Here is a 24,327-nt window from a genome sequence, read left to right as displayed (position 1 = left end):
GCGCGACGCAGGCCAAAAGAAAACGGGCCGCTCGATCTGATCGAGCGGCCCGTCTCATGTCGGCCCTGAAACCTGTCGCCGCGCTCAGCCCTCGAGGCCGCGCGCGAGATCGTTGCGCAGGTCGCCCGCGTTTTCCAGACCGACCGCGAGGCGGATCAGCCCTTCGGTGATCCCCGCGGCCGCACGCGCTTCAGGCGTGACGCGAGCATGCGTCGTCGTCGCCGGATGCGTGATCGTCGTGCGCGTGTCGCCGAGGTTGCCGGTGATCGAGATCAGCTTGGTGCCGTCGATCACGCGCCACGCATTCGCGCGCTGCTGCTCCGGCGTGTCACCCTTCAGCTCGAACGACACGATCGCGCCGCCCGCCTTCTGCTGGCGCTTCGCGAGTTCGTGCTGCGGATGCGATTCGAGCCCCGGATAGAACACGCGCGCGACGGCCGGATGCGAATCGAGCCAGCGCGCGATTTCGAGCGCGTTCGCCGACTGCTTCTCGACGCGCAGCGACAGCGTCTCCATCCCCTTCAGCAGAACCCACGCATTGAACGCCGACAGCGTCGGCCCCGCGCTGCGCACGAACGGGAACACCTTGCCCATGATGAATTCCTTCGAGCCGACCAGCGCGCCGCCGAGCACGCGGCCCTGCCCGTCGAGGAACTTCGTCGCCGAGTGCATCACGACGTCCGCGCCGAGCTTCAGCGGCTGCTGCAGCACCGGGCTGCAGAAACAGTTGTCGACGACGAACAGCGCGTTCGCGGCCTTCGCGATCTTGCCGATCGCCTCGATGTCGGCGAGTTCGGTCAGCGGGTTCGACGGCGTTTCGAGGAAGAACATCTTCGTCTCGGGCCGCACCGCTTCCTGCCATGCGTTCAGGTCGGTCGGATCGACGAAGGTCGTCGTGATGCCGAACTTGCTGAAGATCTGCGAGAACATCCCGAGCGTCGAGCCAAACAGGCTGCGCGAGCTGACGAGGTGATCGCCCGCCTGCAGCGCGGACATCACGACCGACATGATCGCCGCCATGCCCGACGCTGTCGCGATGCAGGCCTCGCCGCCTTCGAGCGCGGCGAGACGATCCTGGAACATGGTAACGGTCGGGTTCGTGAAGCGCGAATAGGTGAAATAGTCTTCCGAATTCGCGAAGCGCTCGGCCGCCTCGGCCGCGCTCGTGAAGCAGAAGCTCGACGTGAGGAACAGCGCTTCCGAATGCTCGTTGAAGTTGCTGCGCAGCGTGCCCGCGCGCACGGCGAGCGTGTCGAAGTTGAGGGAGTCGTCCATGTTCCGTTTTCCGTATTCGAGGGTCGCGCCGCGGGTCATGCATCGGGCGCGCACCCAGCCACAAAATCAGGCCAAAACAAAAAGCCCGCTATGCGTCGGCATCAGCGGGCTTCGGTGCGGTACGACAGCGATCGACTCGGGCCGGCTGCCGCCGGCCTTCGCTTTAGCTGTTTTGGGAAGTCGCCCCGCGTCCGCAAGCTGAATCAAATCGACGCAAGGCGACATCCTATCACGCTTCGTCGGAAGCGTGCGCCGGCATCACTCGACCGACAGTTGCAGGTTCATCTGCGAACGCGCGGCATCGCCGGCCGTGTCGCGATCGGCCTGCGACGCCGGTGCGAGACGCGCGCGCTCGATCGCATCGAGGTACTCGGGCGTCACGGCGCCGGTGATGTAGTTGCCGTCGAAGCACGACGCCTCGAAGCGCTCGAGCTTCGGGTTGATGTCGCGCACCGCGCGGCGCAGGTCGTCGACGTCCTGATAGATCAGGTAATCGGCGCCGATGATCTTCGCGACTTCATCGTCGGTGCGGCCGTGGGCAACCAGCTCGCCGCGCGTCGGCATGTCAATGCCGTACACGTTCGGGAACTTCACGGGCGGTGCCGCCGACGCGAAGATCACCGACTTCGCGCCCGCATCGCGCGCCATCTGCACGATCTCGTGCGAGGTCGTGCCGCGCACGATCGAGTCGTCGACGATCAGCACGTTCTTGTCCTTGAACTCGATGCTCATCGCATTGAGCTTCTGGCGCACCGACTTCTTGCGCACGGCCTGGCCCGGCATGATGAAGGTGCGGCCGACGTAGCGGTTCTTGAAGAAGCCTTCGCGATACTCGACGCCGAGCTTCGCGGCGACCTGCATCGCGGCCGGACGCGACGAATCGGGAATCGGCATCACGACGTCGATCGGCACGTTCGGCAGCTCGCGCTTGATCTTCTCGGCGAGGTAATCGCCCATGCGCAGGCGCACGTTGTAGACGGGCACGCCGTCGAGGCACGAATCCGGACGCGCGAGATACACGTATTCGAACATGCACGGATTCAGCGTCGGGTGCTCCGCGCACTGCTGGCTGTGGAAGTTGCCGGCCTTGTCGATGAAGATCGCTTCGCCCGGCTGCACGTCGCGCACGAATTCGAACCCGATGCCTTCGACCGCCACCGACTCCGACGCGACCATCCACTCGGTGCCGTGTTCGGTCTCGAGCTTGCCGATGCAGAGCGGGCGGATGCCGAACGGATCGCGGAACGCGAGCAGGCCGTAGCCGGCGATCAGCGACACGATCGCGTACGAGCCCTGCAGGCGGCGATGCACGCCCGCGACCGCCTTGAACACCGCGGCCGGATCGAGCTCGAGGCCCGTCGTCGACAGCTGCAGCTCGTGCGCGAACACGTTGAGCAGCACTTCGCTGTCGGAATTGGTGTTGATGTGCCGGCGGTCGATCCGGAACATCTCGTCCTTCAGCTGTTCCCAGTTCGTCAGGTTGCCGTTGTGCGCGAGGATGATCCCGAACGGCGCGTTCACGTAGAACGGCTGCGCCTCGGCTTCGCTCGACGCCGAGCCGGCCGTCGGATAACGGACCTGGCCGATGCCGAAGGTGCCGGGCAGGCTGCGCATGTTGCGCGTGCGGAACACGTCGCGCACCATGCCGTTCGCCTTGTACATGTGGAAATTGCTGCCGTCCGCCGTCGCGATGCCCGCTGCGTCCTGACCGCGATGCTGCAGCAGCAGCAGGCTGTCATAGATCAGCTGATTGACCGGGGATTGGGAGATAACACCTACGATGCCGCACATGGCATGTCCTTCAAGATGACAAAATCGGTTCCGTCCTGCCCGGCCGCGTCGTCACACGCGCACATACTGGGCCATGCCGTCGGGCAGGAGCTGCTTCAGCTCGTGCACGCCCTGTTCGGCGAAAGGACGCAATAGCGCATTGCGCCAGAAATCCTGTTTGGGCAATTCGGTCAGCCCGGCCGCCGCGACCAGCAGCACCACCAGCACGCAGCCGCGGACGAGCCCGAACATCATGCCCAGCGAGCGATCGACTCCGCCGAGGCCCGTCGCCTGCGCGATTCGCGACAACAGCGCGTTCGCGACACCCGCGACGAACACCACGCCGATCACGATCAGCGCGAACGCCAGCACCCACTGTGTCAGCGCACCGCCCGGCCAGTTCGCCGGGATATACGGCACGACCAGTCCGACATAGCGGGCCGCGATCGCAATCGCCGCGATCCAGCCGATCAACCCGAAAATCTCCGAGACGAAACCGCGCCATGCGCCACGCAGCGCAGACAACGCGATCACCGCCAATACAGCGTAGTCGAAAGCCGTCAGCATCGCACGTTACTGCGTGAGTCCGGCTTCGCGCACCTTCGCGATCGCGGCGGACGCCGCCGCGCGATCCGCGAACGGGCCGGCACGCAGCAGTGTAGCCGTGCTGCCATCCGCCTGCTTGCGATGCTCGACATATGCGGGCACCCCCGCCGATTTCAACTTGGTGGCCCACGAACGGGCCGTTGCGTCATCCTTGAACGAACCGAGCTGCACCGCGAAGCGCGCACCGGCCGGCGACGCCGGCGACGATGCGTCGCCGCTGTCGGCCGCGGCATCGGCGTTCGCGACCGTCGCGGGCGCCGGTTTCGGCGCGGCCGGCTTCGGTGCGGGTGCGGCCGTGGCCGGCTTCGCAGCGGGCTTCGGCGGCGTCACGCTCGCCGTGGTCGTCGGGGTCGTGGTATCGGGCTTCGCGGCCGGCTTGGCTGCATCCTTGGCCGTGGGCGCGGGCACGGCCGCCACGGCGACATCGGATGCCGGCGGTTCGTCGTGCGCGACGCCCGCCTGCACGTCGGACGCATCGTCGTCGCGTGGTGCCACCGCCTGATGCGCGGGCCGGTTCGGGATGTCGATCGCGATGTCGTCCGTCACCGGCTTCGGGTGCGAATCGAGCACCATCGGCAGCACGATCACCGCGGCGACGACGAGCGCGATCGCGCCGACGAGACGCCGGCGGGCGCGTTGCTTTTCTGGAAGGGTCGGATCGAGGAGCAGTGCGTCCGATTCCGGACGCTCGGTGCGGCGCGTGCGTCGCTCGACGCGTTCAGTGCGCTCCGTGCGCACGTTCCGGGAGGCCCCGGTACGACCGCCGCGCCGCGGGGGCGCGTCGTCGTCTTTCTTGCCGAACGAGAAAATTCCCATGAATGGCTGAGTCCGAAACTGCCCGTCAGTCAGTGTTGCTGCGATTTCCGGTAGGCCATCACACCTGCCACCGTATGGAAACTGCCGAAAACCACGATTCTATCATTCTCGGATGCTCTTTTTAGTGCATCGCGAAACGCTTCGGCGGGCGACGCGAACCGCGTCACGCTCGAATCGGCCCCCTCCTCCACGCCGGCCTTGCGCAGCGCGGCTTCAAGCTGCTCCGCGCTCGCCGCGCGCGGCAGCGGCAGGTCGGTCACGCACCAGTGGTCGATCTCGCCCTTCAGATGCTGCAACACGCCATCGATGTCCTTGTCGTGCATCGCGCCGAACACCGCGTACGTGTACGGGAAGAAGCCCATGTTGCCGAGATTCTGCTCGAGCACGGCCGCCGCATGCGGGTTGTGCGCGACGTCCAGCACGATCGCCGGCTTGCCGGGCAGCACCTGGAAGCGCCCCGGCAGTTCGACGTTGGCGAGCCCGAGCCGGATGTCCTGCGCGGAAACCGGCAGCACCGGGCGCAGCGCCTCGAGCGCGGCCAGCGCGGCCGATGCATTGATCAGCTGATTCGCACCGCGCAGCGCCGGATACGCGAGCGCCGGATAGCGCTTCTCGCGGCCGAGGTAGCTCCATTGCTGGCGCTCGGCGCCCGGCTGCGCTTCGTAGCGGAAATCGCGACCGACCAGCCACAGGTCGGCGCCGATCGCTTCGGCATGCTCGACCAGCGTGTTCGGCACCGCGGGATCGCCGCAGATCGCCGGCTTGCCCGCGCGGAAGATCCCTGCCTTCTCGAATGCGATCTTCTCGCGCGTGTCGCCGAGGTATTCGGTGTGGTCGATGTCGATGCTCGTGACGATCGCGCAATCGGTATCGATGATGTTGACCGCATCGAGCCGGCCGCCGAGGCCGACTTCGAGGATCACCGCGTCGAGCCCGCGCGACGCGAACAGGTGCAGGATCGCGAGCGTCGTGAATTCGAAGTACGTGAGCGACACCGGCTCGGGCAGCGACGTGCGCGCCGCCTCGACGGCTTCGAAGTGCGGCAATAGTTCGGCGTCGCTGACCTGCTGCCCGTTCACGCGCGCGCGCTCGCCGAATTCGAGCAGGTGCGGCGACGTATGGCAGCCGACCTTGTAGCCCGCATGAACGAGGATCGCCTCGAGGAACGCGCAGGTCGAACCCTTGCCGTTCGTGCCGCCGACCGTGATCACGGGGCACGCGAATTCGAGCTGCAACGCCGCCTTGACCTGCCCGATGCGGGTGAGGCCCATGTCGATGCCGACGGGGTGCGCGCGTTCGAGATGCGAAAGCCACGCGTCGAGAGTGGGAAAAGTGCTCATCGGATCAAATCTGAATCGGTACCGCCACTACGCCAAAAAACGAAACGCGCCGCCCGGCGGTTCAGCCGGGCGACGCGCGCAGTTCACAACGCCGCGCCAATCAGGCCAGCGCGTCGGCCGGCTGTCGCTGCAGCAGCGCGAGCAATTGCGCGATCTCGTCGCGCATCTTGCGGCGGTCGACGATCATGTCGATCGCGCCCGTCTTCAGCAGGAATTCCGCGCGCTGGAAGCCTTCCGGAAGTTTCTCGCGAACCGTCTGCTCGATCACGCGCGGGCCGGCGAAGCCGATCAGCGCCTTCGGCTCGGCGATCACGACGTCGCCGAGGAACGCGAAGCTCGCCGACACGCCGCCCATCGTCGGGTCGGTCAGCACCGAGATGAACGGCAGCTTGGCTTCGGCCAGCTTGGTCAGCATCGCGGTGGTCTTGGCCATCTGCATCAGCGACAGCAGGCTTTCCTGCATCCGCGCACCGCCCGACGCCGTGAAGCAGATGAACGGCACCTGCTGCTCCAGCGCATTCTGCGCGCCGCGCGCGAAGCGCTCGCCCACGACCGAGCCCATCGAGCCGCCCATGAACGAGAATTCGAAGCAGGCCGCGACGACGGGCAGCGTGTGGATCGCGCCACCCATCACGACCATCGCGTCGGTCTCGCCCGTTTCGTCCATCGCTTCCTTCAGACGATCGGGATACTTGCGGCTGTCTTTGAACTTCAGCGAGTCGACCGGCACGATTTCCTGGCCGATTTCATAGCGGCCTTCCGGATCGAGCAGCCCGTCGAGACGCTCGCGCGCACCGATGCGCATGTGGTGATCGCACTTCGGGCATACGTGCAGGTTCGCGTCCACGTCGTTGCGGTACAGCACGGCCTCGCAGGACGGGCACTTGACCCACAGGCCTTCCGGAATGCCCTTGCGGCTTTTCGGGTCGGTCTGCTTGATCTTCGGCGGCAACAGTTTGTCGAGCCAGCTCATCGTATGGTTTCCTGTTCCGTGGCGGGGCGGGCCGACCGGCCCGTTCCCGCTTCCTGTGTTGTGTTTATCGCGCCGTCTTGCCGGCGCCGTCCAGGGCGGCGCGCAGCTCGGCGATGAAAGTCTTCAGCGCGGCGGCGGCGCTTTCCGGCGCGGCGCTCTCGAGCAACTGCACCAGGCGGCTGCCGATCACGACGGCGTCCGACACTTCGGCCACCGCGCGCGCCGTTTCGGCGTCGCGGATGCCGAAGCCGACGCCCACCGGAACCGGCACGCGCGACTTGATGGCCGGGATTTTACCCGCAATGCTCGAAACATCCAGATTTCCGGCGCCGGTCACACCCTTGAGCGACACGTAGTACACGTAGCCGCTCGCGATCTTGCCCACGTCGGCGATGCGTTCGTCGGTCGACGTCGGCGCGAGCAGGAAGATCGGATCGATCTGCACGGCACGCATTTTCTCGGCGAACACGCCCGCTTCCTCGGGCGGATAGTCGACGACGAGCACGCCGTCGACGCCCGCCGCCTGCGCTTCGGTCGCGAACGTGTCGACGCCCATCCGCTCGATCGGGTTCGCATAACCCATCAGCACGACGGGGGTTTTCTGGTCGGTCTCGCGGAAGCGCTTCACGTCGGCGAGCACGCTCTTCAGCGTGACGCCGCGCGCGAGCGCACGCTCCGACGAGCGCTGGATCACCGGGCCGTCGGCCATCGGGTCCGAGAACGGCACGCCGAGCTCGATGACGTCGGCGCCGCCTTCGGCGAGCGCGTGCATAAACTCGACGGTCTTCGCAGGGTCGGGATCGCCGGCCGTGATGAACGGGATCAGGCCCTTGCGGCCTTGTTCGGCGAGTGCGGCGAAGGTCTGCTGGATACGGGAGGACATGGCAATTTTCCTTGATGCGATCGGCACTGCGGCGGCGCGACTCACGCGCACGCCGGCGTGGCGAGCGCGTTCACGCGCTCGTGCGCGATCGCGCAATAACTTTCGTTGATCTCGTAGCCGACGAAGTCGCGCCCCTGCCGTGCGCAGGCCACCGCGGTCGTGCCGCTGCCCATGAACGGATCGAGCACGCGGCCGCCCGGCGGGCAGCTTGCGAGCACCATCCGCTCGATGATTTCCAGCGGCTTCTGGGTCGGATGATCGACGCGCTCCGCGTGCTGCCGGTGCAGGCGCGAGACCGACCAGACGTCCTTCGGGTTGTAGCCCATCTCCAGCCACTTGCTGCCTTCGAACAGCTTGCGCGAGCGGGCCTTCTTCGTGTCGGCGTCGTACGGGATGCGGACCGGATCGAGATCGAAGTAATACGCCTTGGAAACCGCGAAAAAGCCGATGTTGTCGTGCACCGACGTGAAACGGCGCGTCGTGCCGCCCATGCTCGGCACGCGCCGGTCCCAGATGATCTCGTTGACCATCGTGAGCTTCGTCTTCAGGAAGCTGAAGATTTCCGGCGCGTACTGCCACGTGCAGAAGATGTACATCGACCCGCTCGGCTTGAGCTTCGGGATCGCGAGTTCGAGCCACTCGCGCGTCCACGCGAGAAAGTCGTCGCCCGAGCGCTTGTCCGAGTCGTTGCCGTAGTCCTTGCCGAGCCCGTACGGCGGATCGGCGACGATCAAGTCGATCGACGCATCCGGCAGGCGCGCGGCTTCGGACATGAAATCGCGGTTGTGCAGCTCGATCCCGGACGGCAGCGCGCACGGCACGGCGACGGCGGACTGCACCGCCTCCGCTTCGCTCGCGGCACCGCCGCCCGGTTGTTCGATCAGGTCACGCATCGGTCGGGGTCAGAGCGCGATGCCCGATCGCTCGGCGACCGTGTGCATGTCCTTGTCGCCGCGGCCCGACAGGTTGACGAGCAGGATCTTGTCCTTCGGCAACGTCGGCGCGAGCTTCACGCCATACGCGATCGCGTGGCTCGACTCGAGCGCGGGAATGATCCCCTCGATCCGGCAGCAGTCGTGGAACGCCTTCAGCGCCTCTTCGTCGGTGATCGGCACGTACTGCGCGCGGCCGCTGTCCTTCAGCCATGCGTGCTCGGGACCGACGCCCGGATAGTCGAGCCCGGCCGACACCGAATGCGTCTCGATGATCTGGCCGTTGTCGTCCTGCAGCAGGTACGTGCGGTTGCCGTGCAGCACGCCGGGGCTGCCGGCGATCAGCGACGCCGCGTGACGGCCGGTGTCGAGGCCGTCGCCGGCCGCTTCGACGCCGATCAGCTGCACCGACGTGTCGTCGATGTACGGATAGAAGATGCCCATCGCGTTCGAGCCGCCGCCGACGCACGCAATCACCGCGTCCGGCTGCCGGCCGGCGAGTTCCGGCATCTGCACCTTGCACTCGTCGCCGATCACGCGCTGGAAGTCGCGCACCATCGCCGGATACGGGTGCGGGCCCGCGACCGTGCCGATGATGTAGAACGTGCTTTCGATGTTCGTGACCCAGTCGCGCATCGCTTCGTTCAGCGCGTCCTTCAACGTGCGCGAACCGGATTCGACCGGCACGACCGTCGCGCCGAGCAACTTCATCCGGTAGACGTTCGCGGCCTGGCGGCGCACGTCCTCGGCGCCCATGTAGACGATGCACTCCATCCCGAAGCGCGCGCAGATCGTCGCGGTCGCGACGCCGTGCTGGCCGGCGCCGGTTTCGGCGATCACGCGCTTCTTGCCCATCCGCTTCGCGAGCAGCGCCTGGCCGATGACGTTGTTGATCTTGTGCGCGCCGGTGTGGTTCAGGTCCTCGCGCTTCAGGTAGATCTGCGCGCCGCCGAGCATCTCGCTCCAGCGCTGCGCGTGATAGATCGGCGACGGACGACCGACGAAATACTTGAGTTCGCGCTCGTATTCGGCGACGAAATCGGGGTCATTGCGGAATTTTTCGTACGCCGTGCGCAGTTCGTCCAGCGCGTGAATCAGCGTTTCGGCGACGAACACGCCGCCATACGGGCCGAAGTGGCCGTGATCATCAGGAAGGTTGTACATGGTGTCACTCTCGATCGGTCGGCGCGCCCCGCTGTCGGGGCCGCACCGGCTTGCATCACCCGGCGTCCGCTTCGCGCACCGCGCGTACGAACGCCGCCATCCGGGCGTGATCCTTCACGCCCTTCGCGCCCTCCACTTCGATGCCGCTCGAGACATCGACAGCAAACGGGCGCAACTGGCGGATCGCATCACCGACGTTTTGCGCGTTCAAGCCACCACTCAAAACGGCCCGATGCGCGAGCTCTGCGGGAATAAGTGACCAATCGAAGACCTTGCCGCTACCGCCGTAATCCGGCACCAGGGTGTCGAACAGGAGGCCGCGCGCTTTCGAATAATGAAGAGCCGATTCTACCAAATCGGCCGGCTGCGTCGAGGGGCCGACGCGCACCGCGCGCAACCACGGCAGACGTGCCGCGCGGCCGAGGGCGTCGCACTGCTCGGGCGTCTCGTCGCCGTGGAATTGCAGCACCGTGAGCGGCACGTCGCGCACGACCGCCTCGATCTCGGCTTCGGTCGCGTTCACGAACAGCCCGACCACCGACACGAACGGCGGCGCGAGGCGTGCAAACTCGGCCGCCTGCGCGATCGACACCGCGCGCGGGCTCTTCGGATAGAACACGAGGCCGATCGCGTCGGCGCCGAGCGCGGCGGCGTGCAGCACGTCCTCGGGGCGCGACAGGCCGCACAGCTTGATGCGCGTGCGCGGCGCGAGGCCGGCCGCGGCGGGAGTCGGAGAAGACACGGCGTGATCCGTCATGGTTGTGGGTCCAGGTCGGCCCAGACGCTGCTCCACGGCACGCTGCCGAGCTGCGCGGGCGGGACGGCGAATTCCGCCGGGTAGCCGACATGGGCGAGGTACAGCCCGTCGGCCATGAACGTGGGCGCGGCGAGATTGCGGTCGCGCCCGGCCAGCACGTCGGCGAGCCAGTCCGCCGGGTAGCGGCCGCGTCCGACCGCGACGAGGCAGCCCATCAGGTTGCGCACCATGTGGTGAAGGAACGCGTTCGCGCGGAAGCGGAAATGAATGAAGTGGCCCGCACGCCGCACGTCGATCTGGTACAGGTGTTTGACCGGCGTCTTCGACTGGCATTCCGACGACCGGAACGACGAGAAGTCGTGCTCGCCGATCAGGTGCGCGGCGGCGACGCGCATTGCGTCGTCGTCGAGCGGTGTGTGGATCCAGCCGGCCCGGCCGGCCAGCATCGGCGAGCGCACGGGGTGCACGTACAGCGCGTAGTAGTAGGTGCGTTCGAACGCCGAGAAACGCGCATGGAACGTGTCCGGCATCGGCTTCGCCCACTGCACGGAAACGGTCGGCGGCAGAAACGCGTTGGTGCCGCGCACCCACGAGAAATCCGCGCGGTCGAGGTCCGTGTCGAAGTGCACGACCTGCCCGAGCCCGTGCACGCCCGTGTCGGTCCGTCCCGCGACCGTCGTGTGCAGCGGCACGCACGCGAATTCGCCGAGCGCGCGCTCGAGCGCGTCCTGCACGGTCTTGCCGTGCGGCTGCGCCTGCCAGCCGCAGAACGCGGCGCCGTCGTACTGAATCCCCAGCGCGATCCGCATCACGCCTCTTCCGCCAGTTTCGCGAGCAGCGCGCGCGCATCGTCGCGCGTCGCGGCGTCGTTCGCATCGACGACTTCCTGCAGCAGCGTGCGCGCGCCGGACAGGTCGCCCAGCTCGACGTACTCGGACGCGAGATCCAGCTTGTTGCGTGCGATGCGCGCGAGCTCTTCCGGTGTCAGCGCGGGCAGCACGGCGCCCGGCGCGGACGGCAGGTCGAGATCGAAATCCAGCTTCAACGCGCCGAACTGCGCGCCGCCGAGCGGCGGCAGCGACGACGGCGCAGACGCACCGCCCGCGTGCGGCGCGGGCGTTGCCGCATCCGGATCCCAGTCGAACTCGTCGTCCTGGTCGGCCGGGTGCTCCGGCAACGGATCGTTCGCACCAACGGGCGGGTGCGACGCGGACTGACCGTTAGTTGCGATTTGCTCGCGTTCGGCTTGCCCTTCCCGAACGGCCGGCTCTTCCGCCGTACGCGGCGGCAGCGGCATGTCGAGGCTGTTCAGCGCGCTGATCGCGTTCTGCATCAGTGCTGCGTGCTGATCGTCGTTCGTCGCCGGCGCGGCGGGTGCTTCGATCGACTGACCGGGCGTTGCCTCCGCGACGGGCTTCGCGTCGTGCGGTGCCGGCTCTGCGGCGGGCGTCAACGCGGCGGGCGCGGCCGGCGCTTCCTTTTGATCGTCTTGCGGCGTTGCCGCTTCCGGCGACGAAGGCACGTCGAGATCGCGCGTTTCGGCCACCTCCGCCGCTACCGCAGCGGCCGAAACAAGATTCACATCGGCGGCTGCGTCGCGTGCGACCGGCGTCTCGGGAAGAATCGGCGGCACGGGTTCGACCGGCGACGATGATGCGCCGGCATCCGAAGCAGCCGCCTCGCCGGATTCCGAGGCGACGGTCTCGGCGCGCCGCGCTTTCCGGCGCTTGCGCCATGCGAAGCCGGCTGCGAGAACGACCACCGCCGCGCCAGCCGCCGCGGCCGGGCGCCAGTCGATCTGTTCGGAAACACGCGCGGACGGCGTCGCCGTCACGGGCACGGCCGGCTGCACGGGGGCCGATGCCGGCTGCGCCGCACTGGCGGCCACGCCGGACGCCGCCTCGCTCGCGGCGGGCGACGACGCGGCAGCAGATGCGCCGTCATTCGCGGCGGGACGCGGGGCAGCAGGCGCCGGCGCGGGCGCAACGTTGTTCGTCGCGGCTGGCTTGCCGATTCCGTGTTTCTGCAGCTCCATCAGCACGCGATTCTTCAGCGCGAGCAGTTGCTGCAGGCTCGACGGCCGCGGCTGCGACGCGCCCGCGACGGGTGCCGCCGCGGATGGTTCGTGCATGCCTTGAGCCTGGCCGCCTTGCGCGGGCTGGATGGCGGCTTCGCTCGCGGACGACGGAGTCGCGGACTGAATCGCGCCGCTCCACACATGCGGCCCGCTTGCACCGGCCGCAGGCGCGGCCGGCTGAACGGGCTCGACCGTCGACGCGCCATGCGTGGCGGACGCGCCGGTCGAAGCCGATGCCCCTGCCACGACTGCCGCCGCAGCGACACTTGCGCCGCTGACGGGTGCCGCATGAGCAGCCGGCGCCGTTTGCACGGCCGACCCCGGATGCGGCGCGGACGCGCCATGCTGCGTAGCCACAGCCGCAGCCGCGGCCGTACCCGACGCGGCGGCCACCGCGGACGCGACCGATGCACCTGACGCACCTGACGCACCGATCGCCGCGAGCGCCGCGCCCGTCGCGTCGAGCGCCGGCACCGTCAGCGTCGCGCCGACTTTCAGGCGGCTCGGATCGCGCTTCATGAATGCCTGCGGGTTGGCGTCGAACAGCGCACGTCCGGCACGCGCGAGCACGCCCGGATCGTGCGACTGCGTGGCCGCCTTCGCGAGATCGTTCAGCGACTGGCCGGGCTGGACCGTCACGGTGAGCGGCGCGGGGCCACCTGCGGCGGAAGCCGGCAGTTCGACGGTGCCGGCCGCCCAGGCCGACGCGGCCGCGCCGAGTGCCAGGATCGCCAGCGCGCCGCGCACGGCGCGCGACAGACGTGACTGACGCGGAAACAAGGAAATTCGGGACATCGTAGGCTCTATCGCCGCGCGCGGGCGCGGCTCGGATTCGCGTAGGGAAGCGTCAATAAAGTCGCCGCAGAAATGCAAAAGCGTCGCGCAGAACGCGACGCTTTCGGCGACTCTGCGCGTCGTAACCGCATAGTTTACTTCACGCGATCAGGTTCCGGCCGAATTCGTCGCCGGCGGATGCGGCTGTCCATGCCGATACATCGGTGCAACCGCTATTCGCACCGCGCCGCCGGCGCGCGGATCGCGCGACTGCCGTGCTGATCCTCATCATCAATCGCGCACGGCAGTTTTATCAAAAAGGGATCATCAATCGACGACAATTGTTGCGGCGGCATCGCCCCGGGAATGAATTCATGCCCGTATCGTTCGCGTCGCGCCCCTCTCGCAAGCGTCTCGGGGTTTTCGCGCGTATGCCGCGCGCCAACCAATAAAAAAACGCCTGCCGCCCCGCGAAGGGTAGACAGGCGTTTCGCGTCGCGCGCCGACGGGGCGCGCAGCGCAGCCCGATCCTTACTTGTCGAGCAGGATGCGCAGCATGCGGCGCAGCGGCTCGGCCGCGCCCCACAGCAGCTGGTCGCCGACCGTGAACGCCGACAGGTATTCGCCGCCCATCGCGAGCTTGCGCAGGCGACCGACCGGCACCGTCAGCGTGCCGGTGATCTTCGCCGGCGACAGGTCACGCATCGACGCTTCGCGCTCGTTCGGCACGACCTTCACCCAGTCGTTCGCCGACGCGAGGATGCCGTTGATTTCGTCCAGCGGGACGTCCTTCTTCAGCTTGATCGTCAGCGCCTGCGAATGGCAGCGCATCGCGCCGATCCGCACGCACAGCCCGTCGACCGGGATCGAACCCGGCTCGCCCATGGCCGGCTTGCCGAGGATCTTGTTGGTTTCCGCGCCGCCCTTCCACTCTTCCTTCGACATCCCGTTGCCGAGATCCTTGTCGATCCACGGAATCAGCGAACCCGCGAGCGGCACGCCGAACTGGCTCGTCGGCATTGCATCGCTGTTCATCGTCGCGAGCACGCGGCGGTCGATGTCGAGAATCGCGGAAGCCGGATCGGCGAGCTGTTCCTGCACCGAACCGTGCAGCGCACCCATCTGCGACAGCAGTTCACGCATGTTCTGCGCGCCCGCGCCCGATGCGGCCTGGTAGGTCATCGCCGTCATCCAGTCGACGAGGTTCTCGCGGAACAGGCCGCCGAGCGCCATCAGCATCAGGCTGACCGTGCAGTTGCCGCCGACGAAGTTCTTCGTGCCCTTGACGAGCGCGTCCTTGATCACGTCGAGGTTGACCGGATCGAGGATGATGACCGCGTCGTCCTGCATCCGCAGCGACGAGGCCGCGTCGATCCAGTAGCCGTTCCAGCCGGCCGCGCGCAGCTTCGGAAACACGTCGTTCGTGTAGTCGCCGCCTTGGCACGTGATGATCACGTCGCACTTCTTCAGCTCGTCGACGTTGGTCGCGTCCTTGAGCGTAGTCTCGTTTTTCGCGAACGACGGCGCCTTGCCGCCCGTGTTGCTGGTGCTGAAAAACACCGGTTCGATCAGGTCGAAATCACCTTCTTCCTGCATGCGTTGCATCAGCACGCTGCCGACCATGCCACGCCAACCTACGAGACCTACGTTCATGACTAACCCTTTGAATGGAGCTTCCCCGCCATTTCCGCCCCCGGCGTGACCGCGCGGGGAAACAGGCGGGCACGACGGACGATCAGCGTTTAATGATCGTTTTCGTGGTAATGGTTTTCGTGATGACGATGGCGCGCGTACCCGCACGGGCAGTGTTGCCGTGGAGTTTCAGGACCGGGGAGATCAGGGAAATCAGCGCCATCGTTCGAGTCTACACAAAGCCGGTTGGCCGCACAACGGCCAACCACGCGCGAACCGGCCGATTTCGCGGCCCGTTCGCGCCCTTTCTACAATTCACTGCGTTACCGCATTACAGCGCGGCGACCACCGCGTCGCCCATCGCCGCCGTACCGACCTGCTTGCAACCCGGCGTCGCGATGTCGCCCGTGCGATAGCCTTGTTCGAGCACCGTTTTCACCGCGCGCTCGATGCGATCGGCCTGCTCCGCGCGATTCAGCGAGTAGCGCAGCAGCATCGCGGCCGACAGGATCGTCGCCAGCGGGTTCGCGATGCCCTTGCCCGCGATGTCCGGCGCCGAACCGTGCGACGGCTCGTACAGGCCCTTGTTGTTCTTGTCGAGCGACGCCGACGGCAGCATGCCGATCGAACCCGTCAGCATCGACGCTTCATCCGACAGGATGTCGCCGAACATGTTGCCGGTCACGATCACGTCGAACTGCTTCGGCGCCTTCGCGAGCTGCATCGCCGCGTTGTCGACGTACATGTGCGACAACTCGACGTCCGCGTATTCCTTCGACACGTCGATCATGATGTCGCGCCAGAATTGCGACGTTTCGAGCACGTTCGACTTGTCGACCGACAGCAGCTTCTTCGCACGCTTGCGCGCGGCCTGGAACGCGACGTGCGCGATGCGGCGCACTTCCGGTTCCGAATAGCGCATCGTGTCGAAACCTTCGCGCTCGCCGGCGAACGGGCCGTCGGGAGCGGCACGCACGCCGCGCGGCTGGCCGAAGTAGATGTCGCCGTTCAGCTCGCGCACGATCAGGATGTCGAGGCCCGCGACCAGCTCCGGCTTCAGCGGCGACGCGTCGACGAGTTGCGGATAGCAGATCGCCGGGCGGAAGTTCGCGAACAGCTCGAGATGCTTGCGCAGCCCGAGGATCGCCTGCTCGGGGCGCAGCGCGCGCTCGAGCGAGTCGTACTTCCAGTCACCGACCGCGCCGAACAGGATCGCGTCGGCTTCCTTCGCGAGTTTCAGCGTCGCGTCCGGCAGCGGATGACCGCTCGCCTCGTAGCCCGCGCCGCCGACCGGCGCCTGTTCGAGTTCGAACTTCTCGTCGAGGGCGTTCAGCACCTTGACCGCTTCGTTGACGATTTCCGGACCGATGCCGTCGCCGGGCAGCACTGCAATCTTCATGCGTTATTCCTGACTGGGTAGGTATGAGTGGCAGGTCGGCGAGCGCGCGTCATGCGCGCCCGCCCGGAGGCAATCTCAGCCGACCAGCTTGTTGTTGAGCCACGGCTGCTTCGCGAGCCGCTCGGCTTCGAACTGGCGGATCTTGTCCGCGTGACGCAGCGTCAGGCCGATGTCGTCGAAACCGTTCAGCAGGCAGTACTTGCGGAACGCGGTGATGTCGAACGCATACTCGCGGCCGTCGCCCGTGCGCACGACCTGCGCGTCGAGGTCGATCGTCAGCTGATAGCCGTTGAACGCGTACGTGTCATTGAACAGGTGATCGACCTGCTGCTCGGTCAGCACGATCGGCAGCAGCCCGTTCTTGTAGCAGTTGTTGAAGAAGATGTCGGCGAAGCTCGGCGCGATGATCGCGCGGAAGCCGTACTGCTGCAGCGCCCACGGCGCGTGCTCGCGCGAGCTGCCGCAGCCGAAGTTCTTGCGTGCGAGCAGCACCGATGCGCCCTGATAGCGCGGCTGGTTCAGCACGAAGTCCGGGTTCAGCGGGCGCTTCGAGTTGTCCTGGCCCGGCTCGCCGTGATCGAGGTAACGCCATTCGTCGAACGCGTTCGGACCGAAGCCCGTGCGCTTGATCGACTTCAGGAACTGCTTCGGGATGATCGCGTCGGTGTCGACGTTCTCGCGATCGAGCGGCGCCACGACGCCGGTATGCACATTGAATTTTTCCATGATCCGTCTATCCGGTTGAAGGGCCGGCATTCAGCCGGCGCACATCGACAAATTCTCGGCGGATGTCACTCCGCGGCGCGCTGCAGCGCGTTGCCGGCGGCATTGACGTCCTGGCCGAAGCCTCGGACGGTATTGCAGCCCGCAAGGCCGAAGCCCAGCCCCGCGAGCGCCAGCGCGGCAACCAGCCGCGCGATGAGCTTCGATGCCGTCACGCGTTACCCCAGCTTGCGAATGTCGACGAAATGGCCTTCGATCGCCGCCGCCGCCGCCATCGCGGGGCTCACCAGGTGCGTGCGACCGCCCGCGCCCTGCCGGCCTTCGAAGTTGCGGTTCGACGTCGATGCGCAGCGCTCGCCCGGATCGAGCCGGTCGGCGTTCATCGCGAGGCACATCGAGCAGCCCGGCTCGCGCCATTCGAAGCCCGCGTCCGTGAATACCTTGTCGAGGCCTTCGCGCTCGGCCTGCGCCTTCACGAGGCCCGAGCCCGGCACGACCATCGCGAGGCGCACGTTCGATGCGATGCGGCGATTCAGCTTCTTCACGACGTACGCGGCCGCGCGGATGTCCTCGATGCGCGCGTTCGTGCACGAACCGATGAAGATCTTGTCGACCTTGATCGACTCGATCGGCGTGTTCGGCTCGAGCGCCATGTAGGCCAGCGCGCGTTCCATCGCGTCGCGCTTGACCGGATCCTTCTCGCGCTCGGGATCGGGCACGCGACCGTCGATCGACGTGACCATTTCCGGCGACGTGCCCCACGTGACCTGCGGGACGATCTCGGCCGCGTTCAGCTCGACGACGCGGTCGAACTGCGCGCCTTCGTCGGACCTGAATTCGCGCCAGTACTCGACGGCCTGGTCCCATTCCGCGCCGGTCGGCACGAACGGACGGCCCTTCAGGTAATCGATCGTCGTGTCGTCGACGGCGACCATGCCCGCGCGCGCGCCGGCTTCGATCGCCATGTTGCAGACGGTCATCCGGCCTTCCATCGTCAGCGCGCGGATCGTCGAGCCGCCGAATTCGATCGCGTAGCCCGTGCCGCCGGCCGTGCCGATCTTGCCGATGATCGCGAGCACGATGTCCTTCGCGGTACAGCCGCGCGGCAGGGCGCCCTCGACCTTCACGAGCATGTTCTTGCTCTTTTTCTGCAGCAAGGTTTGCGTCGCGAGCACGTGCTCGACTTCCGACGTGCCGATGCCGTGCGCGAGCGCGCCGAACGCGCCGTGCGTGGACGTATGCGAATCGCCGCAGACGATCGTCATGCCCGGCAGCGTTGCGCCCTGCTCCGGCCCGATGATGTGCACGATGCCCTGGCGCACGTCGTTCATCTTGAACTGCGTGATGCCGAACGCGTCGCAGTTCGCGTCGAGCGTGTCGACCTGCAGCTTCGAGACCGGATCGGCAATGCCGTGGCTGCGATCCGTGGTCGGGACGTTGTGGTCCGACACGGCCAGGTTCGCGCTGATGCGCCACACCGGGCGGTGCGCGACGTTCAGCCCTTCGAATGCCTGCGGGCTCGTGACTTCGTGCAGCAGCTGACGGTCGATGTAGAGCAATGCCGTGCCGTCGTCCTCGGTGTGGACGACGTGGGTATTCCACAGTTTGTCGTAGAGAGTCTGTGCCATGGGTATGCGGGGTCGTTGTGACTACAAGCCTTGCGGATGCGGTCGATTATGCCACGCAGAACGCGCCACGGCGCAGGCCCGGCGCGAAAAAACCCATTAAAAACAGTGGTTTGGCTGGTAGTGCCAATACCTGTATCGGCATTACCAGCCAAACGGCAGCATCGGGACACCGCGACGCCCCGTGCTCGCGATGTTCGCCTCGAGGCGGATTCCGGCATACGATGGGACGACGTACGTCTGCCTGTCCCCACGGTCCGGAACCGGAGCCCACGACGATGAAGCTCGGCATCAACGAATCGCTCGCACGCCTCGACGATGAAGGCACGCCGTTCACGACACTGTTTCGCCACGGCACGCTCGACGTCGAGCTGTACCGGCCGCGCGGCGAGGACCGGCAGACGCCGCATACGCGCGACGAGGTCTACGTGATCGCCACCGGCACGTCCCGTTTCGTCGTCGACGGACGCGAATGCGGCGTCGCGGCGGGCGACGTGGTGTTCGTCCCCGCATTCGCGTCGCACCGTTTCGTCGGCTTCTCCGACGACTTCTCGACCTGGGTGTTCTTCTACGGCCCCGAAGGCGGCGAGCGCGACGCGCGCGGTGCATGACGCGCGCCAAGCACCGCGCTTCCCGCATGATCTCCTAGACTGTCTATTCGCAACGGGCGGCGCGGCCGCCCTCCCCGCCATCACGATGCGCGCATCGCCCGGCGCATCGACCGGACAGGAGCACGGCATGCGTTACGAACTCTATTACTGGCCCGAGATCCAGGGTCGCGGCGAATACGTGCGGCTCGCGCTCGAGGCGGCCGAGGCCGACTATGTCGACGTCGCGCGCGAATCGGGGCGCGGCATGGGTGTACAGGCAATGATGCGGCTGATGGACAGCACGAAGACCGAATGCGTGCCGTTCGCACCGCCGTTCCTGAAGGCCGGCGACGTGCTCGTCGGACAGACCGCGAACATCCTGCTGTTTCTCGGCGCACGGCTCGGTCTCGCGCCCGCCGACGAAGCCGGACGGCTGTGGGTGCATCAGCTCCAGCTGACCGTCGCCGATTTCGTCACCGAGATCCACGACACGCATCACCCGATCGGCAGCGGCCTGTACTACGAGGACCAGAAGGCCGAGGCCGCCGAGCGCGCGGCCGATTTCCTCGCGCACCGCCTGCCGAAGTTCCTCGGCTACTTCGATCGCGTGCTGGAGCAGAATCCGCACAAAGGCGGCTATATCGCCGGCGGCGCGCTCAGTTATGCGGACCTGTCGATGTTTCAGCTGATCGAAGGGCTGCGCTACGCGTTCCCGAAGGCGATGAAGCGCGCGGAGCGCAAGGTCGCGGGGCTCGTCGGCCTGCACGACCGCGTTGCACGGCATCCGCCCGTCGCGCGCTATCTGGAGTCGGCGCGCCGCATCCCGTTCAACGACATGGGGATCTTCCGGCACTATCCGGAGCTGGACAAGTAGCGCCGCACGCCGCGTCAGTCGCCGTAGCGATAGCGGCTGCGCATCGCGTCGAGCGGATTGCCGTCGGCGAGCGTCCCGCCGAGACTGCGGATCACCGCGCTCGCTGCGTTAATTGCCGTCTGCACCGCGCCCTCGATCCAGCCGCCCGTGAACGAACAGCAGCAGCCGGCCAGGTAGATGCCACGGTCCGACGACGGATCGGCGGCCGTCTGGAACTGATAGAACAACGCCTGCGAGTGAATGTCCTCGCCCGGATAGTTCAGTTTGAATGCACCGAGCGCGTAGCGGTCCGACAACCAGTCGTGGCTCGTGACGTTGCGCGCGTAATCGTCGTCGAGCGGACGCAGGTGCGCGGCGAACGCCGGCGAAACAATGCCGATCTCGGCCACGAGACGCTTGAACCGCTCGACCTTGTCGGTGAGCGACAGGATCTTGTGCGAATCGTCCTCCCACGTGTAGCTGATCAGCACGACGCCGTGTGCGTCGGGATCGTCGGGCGCGTAGTCGAGACAGTAGATGCCGCGCGCCAGCGTGTCCGTCTGAATGTTGTGCGGCAGCCCGTGCTTGAGCCAGAACTTGTCGCGGGTCAGCACGAACAGCTTCGACGAGCTGACCATGTGCGTCTCGTTGATCGCGCGAACGACGTTCGGCGCGAACAGGTTCGCGATGCCGGTGATGCCCATGCCGACCTGCATCGCGCGCGTCGTGGTCGCGACGATCACGCGGTCGAATATCTGCGTCGATCCGTCGTCGAGCGTGAGCGCAAAGGTCTCGTCCGGCTGCTTCGCCACGTGCCGCACGGCCGCGTGGACGATGCAATCGCGCACTCGCGCACCGTCCCCGCCATCGTCGAGCAGCCCCTGCGCGAGCGCGAAGATGCCGGCCGGGATCAACCGCTGGTCGACTTCGAGCTCGTTGACCACGATCCGCAGGATTTCGAGGAACGATGCGCGATAGACCGGCTGGAAGCCGCCCGAGCCGATGCCGAGCGTGCCGAACAGGCGCAGGTCCTCGCCCTTGCGCCAGCGCGCGCCGCCCGGCGGCGTCGCGCCCGTGAAGAACTTGACGATCGCCGAGTAGAACGACTCGTCGCCGAAGCGGTCGATGTACTGCTGCCAGCCATGCCGCGCATCGTCGTAGCGGTGCGCGCGCAGCAGCGCCGTCAGTTCGGCCGGTGCGGGCAGCTGCGTGCCGTCGTCGAGCCGCACGCCGTCGCGAATGAACGCGCGCCAGCCGCGGTCGACGCGGTCGAACAGCGCGGGTGGCGCATCGCCCGCGCGCCAGTGGTACGCATGGCCCTGGTAGTGGATCTCGGTGTCGACGATGCCCGGATCGGGAAACGCGGATGTGCTGTCGACGCCGAACCGCTCGAGATAGTGGTAAAGCGCGGCCTGCGACGGCGGGAAACGCATCGCGCCCATTTCGGCGAGCAGGTGCGGATGGTCCGGATTGATCGACTGCGACAGCAGGCGCCCGCCCACGCGCGCGCGGTTCGCCTCGAACACGACGACCTGCCGTGCCCCCGCGCGCAGCAGCTCGCAGGCGGCGACCAGGCCGCTGACGCCCGCGCCGACGATCGCGATCCGCGCGTCGCGTGCGCGCTGCGCCGGCAGCGTGCCGAGATGCCCGCCGGTGCGGGACAGGAAGGCGCCGTAGTCGTACAGCGTGTCGATGTACGGCAACGTGCGCGGCAGGAATTCAGGAGCGTTCATGTGGTCGGGAACGAAAAGGGACGTGCTGGCCGCACGCGATCAGACAGGCAGATGGATGCTGCCGAGCGGCGCGTCGGCGTTGACGAGATCGACACGCTTCACGCGGATGCGCAACGTGTCGTCGCATACCGCGAGTTCATGCGTGTACCAGCCGGCGAACAGCGTCTGCTCGTCGCGTCGCGTTTCGACGTAATGAAACGGCGTGCGCAGCACATAGGCGCCGCGTTCGTGGTCGGCCCGATCGACGTGCGGCTGCTGGAGCAGATGATGACCGCGACTCGCCGGCTGCTGCGAGAACGTCCGGCGCCCGGCCAGCCGCTCGATGCGGATGCGCAGCAGGAGCCGGTCCTCGTCCATCAGCGCGCCGTGCAGCCCGGTGTCGGGCTGGTCCGGCGACAGCGGCATCCAGTAGCGCGCGTCGTCCGCATAAAGTGCGAGCCATTCCTCGTAGCGCCGCTCGTCAAGCAGGCGTGCCTCGCGATACACGAACGCGACGAGCTCATCGTGCGGAAATACGCGCATCGGCGGCCTCCTGCGTCGATACCGGCGCGATGAACTGCAGCCATGCCCGGAACTGGTTGCGGATCTGCTGTTCGCTGGTGCCGTTCGTCTCCGACGTCGGCTGCGCGAACTCCTCGGGCTCGAACAGCCGCCCGACATGCACCCAGTCGCGCGCCTGCGTGGCGAGGCCGCGCTGGGCGCGTTCGTACATTTCGAGATCGTCGTGCGCGACGATCGACGTCGGCGCGTTGATGAGGCGGTTGTAGGCGAGCGTGCGCTCGAACAGCGAATCGGGCGCACCGACGAGACGAAACGACCACGACTCCACCAGCGTGCGGTCGACCGCCAGCGGCTTGAACACGCGCAGGATCTGGATCGGCCCTTTCACCATCGCATTCGGAAACAGCACCGTGTTGTGACGCACCTCGCCGAGAATCCGCGCGGCGCGCGCTTCGCCGTAAGCCGCGGTCATCTTCTCGTGATAGCCGGGAATGGGCGTGTAGCGCGCGTGAATCGAATCGGCGGTGCCGGTGTGACCATGTCCGTTGGGCCACACGCGCAACCCCATCTGCTCGAAGAACGCGTGCGGCTGGATGAACGGCTCCAGCAGCTCGACCGCCATCGGCTTCGCCTGCTGCGTGCCGTCGCGCTCCCACACGCGCACGGCCGTGCCGGCCGACGACTCGTGCGCGACCATCGGATGGCAGGTGTCGGTCTGATTCTCGACCAGCATCTTCCAGTTACAGCCGTGCACGTAGCGGAACACGCCGCCCGCGACTTCCACGCGCCCTTCCGGCGAACGATCGACGAGGTTGTCGAGCGACGACAGCGCATCGCCGAAGTACGCATGGAAATCGACACCGGACTGACTCAGGCGGCAGAACACGAAACCGCGATGCTCATGGGTCGCGCCGACCGCCTGCATGCCCTTGCTCGCCTCGCACGTCTCGAAGCCCGTGTTTTCGTAGCCGCGCCGCAGCGGAATCGCGTAGAGGCTGCCGTCGGTCCGGTACGACCAGGCGTGGTACGGGCAGCGGAAGAATGTGCCCGTATTGCCGGAGGCATCCGTCACCAGCTGCGTGCCCTTGTGCGAACAGCGGTTGTGCAGCACCCGCACCGAACCGTCGACGTGGCGCACCATCACGACCGGCTCGGCGCCGATCGTCGTCGTCACATAGTCGCCCGTGGCCGGAATCTGGCTGACATGGCCGACATAGACCCACGTGTTCCAGAACAGATGGCGCATCTCCAGCTCGAAGATGCGCGGCGACAGATAGAGGTCCTTGTGCACCTCGGTATCGCGCACGAGCGAAGCCACCGCATCGGTGAACGATGGTGCCGTCATGCGCGCCCCCGACTGCGGACGCGATGCGGCCGCGCGTCCTCGCGACGCGCGATGTCGATTGCTTTTATTGTCATCTCTCAGGTTTCTGGTTGGTATGCCGCTCGGAGGAGCATGTGCCTGCCGCCGCGCGGCGGCGTCAGGCGTTGCGGGTAACGGTCAGCCCGTCACCGGCGTCTCGTGCAAGCGCAGCCAGCCGATGCGGCCATCCGCGTCGCGCTCGAACACGACGGTCGAACGGCGCACCGTTCGCCGCCCTGCCGCGTCGGTCTGCGTCTCGCGATAGGCGATCGTCGAGCCGCCCTGCCACGTGCTCACTTCGTGCAGTTCGTCGATCGCGATCCGCAGGCCGGGCCGCGCGCCGAAGCCGCGCGAGAACAGGACGTCGATATCCGCGTAATCGAGCGCATGCCCATGCAGCGAGATCATCGAGAAGTCCCGCGAAAAGCGCGCGAGCAGCGGCGCGAGCCCGTCGCGCGCCGCGCTGCCGGACAACCATTGCTCGATGTCGACGTGCGCGTCGACCACTTCCTGGAAAAACGGGTTTGACGAATTCATCTCG

Annotated in this window: 25 protein-coding genes; 3 read left to right on the top strand and 22 right to left on the bottom strand. The window is 66.9% G+C overall.

Annotated features, from left to right (window positions below; translation table 11 throughout):
- Positions 1 to 84: 84 nt before the first annotated feature.
- From HWX22_RS11490 to HWX22_RS11435, 12 genes are all read right to left on the bottom strand, one after another.
- Positions 85 to 1,275: an O-succinylhomoserine sulfhydrylase gene (locus HWX22_RS11490; RefSeq protein ID WP_059525647.1), complete on the bottom strand. Its 1,191-nt coding sequence runs from the start codon at positions 1,273 to 1,275 to the stop codon at positions 85 to 87.
- 258 nt (positions 1,276 to 1,533) lie between these two features.
- Entirely contained in the window at positions 1,534 to 3,066 is a 1,533-nt protein-coding gene (gene purF / locus HWX22_RS11485; RefSeq protein ID WP_059818804.1) for an amidophosphoribosyltransferase, read from the bottom strand.
- A 51-nt stretch (positions 3,067 to 3,117) separates the two neighbouring features.
- Complete coding sequence (locus HWX22_RS11480) at positions 3,118 to 3,612, bottom strand: CvpA family protein (RefSeq protein WP_059524763.1); 495 nt, start codon at positions 3,610 to 3,612, stop codon at positions 3,118 to 3,120.
- Positions 3,613 to 3,618: 6 nt separating this feature from the next.
- A complete protein-coding gene (locus HWX22_RS11475) occupies positions 3,619 to 4,467 on the bottom strand; it encodes an SPOR domain-containing protein (protein ID WP_175906425.1) in 849 nt (282 codons plus the stop codon).
- Between the two features lie 29 nt (positions 4,468 to 4,496).
- Positions 4,497 to 5,807: a bifunctional tetrahydrofolate synthase/dihydrofolate synthase gene (gene folC, locus HWX22_RS11470; RefSeq protein WP_175915662.1), complete on the bottom strand. Its 1,311-nt coding sequence runs from the start codon at positions 5,805 to 5,807 to the stop codon at positions 4,497 to 4,499.
- A 100-nt stretch (positions 5,808 to 5,907) separates the two neighbouring features.
- Positions 5,908 to 6,780, bottom strand: a complete 873-nt coding sequence (gene accD, locus HWX22_RS11465) for an acetyl-CoA carboxylase, carboxyltransferase subunit beta (protein ID WP_044843820.1) — start codon at positions 6,778 to 6,780, stop codon at positions 5,908 to 5,910.
- 64 nt (positions 6,781 to 6,844) lie between these two features.
- The gene (trpA, locus tag HWX22_RS11460) at positions 6,845 to 7,663 is read right to left on the bottom strand and encodes a tryptophan synthase subunit alpha (RefSeq protein WP_175906429.1); all 819 of its coding nucleotides are present in this window, start codon (positions 7,661 to 7,663) and stop codon (positions 6,845 to 6,847) included.
- Between the two features lie 41 nt (positions 7,664 to 7,704).
- Positions 7,705 to 8,556: a site-specific DNA-methyltransferase gene (locus HWX22_RS11455; protein WP_059524755.1), complete on the bottom strand. Its 852-nt coding sequence runs from the start codon at positions 8,554 to 8,556 to the stop codon at positions 7,705 to 7,707.
- A gap of 9 nt (positions 8,557 to 8,565) precedes the next feature.
- A complete protein-coding gene (gene trpB, locus HWX22_RS11450; RefSeq protein WP_059524753.1) occupies positions 8,566 to 9,759 on the bottom strand; it encodes a tryptophan synthase subunit beta in 1,194 nt (397 codons plus the stop codon).
- A 55-nt stretch (positions 9,760 to 9,814) separates the two neighbouring features.
- Positions 9,815 to 10,516, bottom strand: coding sequence for a phosphoribosylanthranilate isomerase (locus HWX22_RS11445; RefSeq protein ID WP_175915684.1), 702 nt, complete (start codon positions 10,514 to 10,516; stop codon positions 9,815 to 9,817).
- On the bottom strand, positions 10,513 to 11,325 hold the full coding sequence (gene truA, locus HWX22_RS11440; protein WP_059466417.1) for a tRNA pseudouridine(38-40) synthase TruA: 813 nt from the start codon (positions 11,323 to 11,325) through the stop codon (positions 10,513 to 10,515). The genes HWX22_RS11445 and truA overlap by 4 nt, the downstream gene beginning before the upstream one ends.
- Positions 11,325 to 13,388 carry a FimV/HubP family polar landmark protein gene (locus tag HWX22_RS11435; protein WP_175915661.1) on the bottom strand — a complete coding sequence of 688 codons (2,064 nt, stop codon included), beginning with the start codon at positions 13,386 to 13,388 and terminating at the stop codon, positions 11,325 to 11,327. Before HWX22_RS11435 ends, truA begins: the two co-directional genes overlap by 1 nt.
- A gap of 203 nt (positions 13,389 to 13,591) precedes the next feature.
- Between HWX22_RS11435 and HWX22_RS11430 the strand changes: the two genes are divergently transcribed.
- Complete coding sequence (locus HWX22_RS11430; RefSeq protein WP_175915660.1) at positions 13,592 to 13,819, top strand: hypothetical protein; 228 nt, start codon at positions 13,592 to 13,594, stop codon at positions 13,817 to 13,819.
- A gap of 79 nt (positions 13,820 to 13,898) precedes the next feature.
- On the opposite strand, the gene asd is transcribed toward HWX22_RS11430, so the two are convergent.
- The 6 genes from asd to leuC form a co-directional block, all read right to left on the bottom strand.
- A complete protein-coding gene (asd, locus tag HWX22_RS11425) occupies positions 13,899 to 15,020 on the bottom strand; it encodes an aspartate-semialdehyde dehydrogenase (RefSeq protein ID WP_059466419.1) in 1,122 nt (373 codons plus the stop codon).
- An 82-nt stretch (positions 15,021 to 15,102) separates the two neighbouring features.
- Positions 15,103 to 15,222, bottom strand: coding sequence for a hypothetical protein (locus HWX22_RS31975; RefSeq protein ID WP_039319027.1), 120 nt, complete (start codon positions 15,220 to 15,222; stop codon positions 15,103 to 15,105).
- 108 nt (positions 15,223 to 15,330) lie between these two features.
- Positions 15,331 to 16,398 (bottom strand): 3-isopropylmalate dehydrogenase, encoded by a 1,068-nt coding sequence (leuB, locus tag HWX22_RS11415; RefSeq protein WP_059524744.1) that lies wholly within the window; start codon positions 16,396 to 16,398, stop codon positions 15,331 to 15,333.
- A gap of 75 nt (positions 16,399 to 16,473) precedes the next feature.
- Positions 16,474 to 17,124 (bottom strand): 3-isopropylmalate dehydratase small subunit, encoded by a 651-nt coding sequence (gene leuD / locus HWX22_RS11410; RefSeq protein WP_059524742.1) that lies wholly within the window; start codon positions 17,122 to 17,124, stop codon positions 16,474 to 16,476.
- A gap of 65 nt (positions 17,125 to 17,189) precedes the next feature.
- The gene (locus HWX22_RS11405) at positions 17,190 to 17,336 is read right to left on the bottom strand and encodes an entericidin A/B family lipoprotein (protein ID WP_059450800.1); all 147 of its coding nucleotides are present in this window, start codon (positions 17,334 to 17,336) and stop codon (positions 17,190 to 17,192) included.
- 3 nt (positions 17,337 to 17,339) lie between these two features.
- Positions 17,340 to 18,749 (bottom strand): 3-isopropylmalate dehydratase large subunit, encoded by a 1,410-nt coding sequence (gene leuC, locus HWX22_RS11400; protein WP_175915659.1) that lies wholly within the window; start codon positions 18,747 to 18,749, stop codon positions 17,340 to 17,342.
- A gap of 275 nt (positions 18,750 to 19,024) precedes the next feature.
- On the opposite strand from leuC, the gene HWX22_RS11395 reads away from it, so the two are divergent.
- The gene (locus HWX22_RS11395) at positions 19,025 to 19,357 is read left to right on the top strand and encodes a cupin domain-containing protein (protein WP_059818797.1); all 333 of its coding nucleotides are present in this window, start codon (positions 19,025 to 19,027) and stop codon (positions 19,355 to 19,357) included.
- 127 nt (positions 19,358 to 19,484) lie between these two features.
- Complete coding sequence (locus tag HWX22_RS11390) at positions 19,485 to 20,210, top strand: glutathione S-transferase (protein ID WP_175906439.1); 726 nt, start codon at positions 19,485 to 19,487, stop codon at positions 20,208 to 20,210.
- Between the two features lie 14 nt (positions 20,211 to 20,224).
- Here HWX22_RS11390 and HWX22_RS11385 read toward each other — a convergent pair whose 3' ends face one another.
- The 4 genes from HWX22_RS11385 to HWX22_RS11370 all read right to left on the bottom strand — a co-directional run bounded on the left by HWX22_RS11385 (position 20,225) and on the right by HWX22_RS11370 (position 24,323).
- The gene (locus tag HWX22_RS11385; protein ID WP_175915658.1) at positions 20,225 to 21,922 is read right to left on the bottom strand and encodes an NAD(P)/FAD-dependent oxidoreductase; all 1,698 of its coding nucleotides are present in this window, start codon (positions 21,920 to 21,922) and stop codon (positions 20,225 to 20,227) included.
- A gap of 39 nt (positions 21,923 to 21,961) precedes the next feature.
- Positions 21,962 to 22,444, bottom strand: coding sequence for an aromatic-ring-hydroxylating dioxygenase subunit beta (locus HWX22_RS11380; RefSeq protein WP_059524736.1), 483 nt, complete (start codon positions 22,442 to 22,444; stop codon positions 21,962 to 21,964).
- A complete protein-coding gene (locus HWX22_RS11375) occupies positions 22,422 to 23,768 on the bottom strand; it encodes an aromatic ring-hydroxylating dioxygenase subunit alpha (RefSeq protein WP_175915657.1) in 1,347 nt (448 codons plus the stop codon). The genes HWX22_RS11380 and HWX22_RS11375 overlap by 23 nt, the downstream gene beginning before the upstream one ends.
- A gap of 156 nt (positions 23,769 to 23,924) precedes the next feature.
- Entirely contained in the window at positions 23,925 to 24,323 is a 399-nt protein-coding gene (locus HWX22_RS11370; RefSeq protein WP_059818794.1) for a hypothetical protein, read from the bottom strand.
- Positions 24,324 to 24,327 lie beyond the last annotated feature (4 nt).

It is taken from the genome of Burkholderia sp. BCC1638 (assembly GCF_902833195.1).
Taxonomy (GTDB): domain Bacteria; phylum Pseudomonadota; class Gammaproteobacteria; order Burkholderiales; family Burkholderiaceae; genus Burkholderia; species Burkholderia diffusa.
This window is presented reverse-complemented; position numbering and strand designations above follow the sequence as displayed.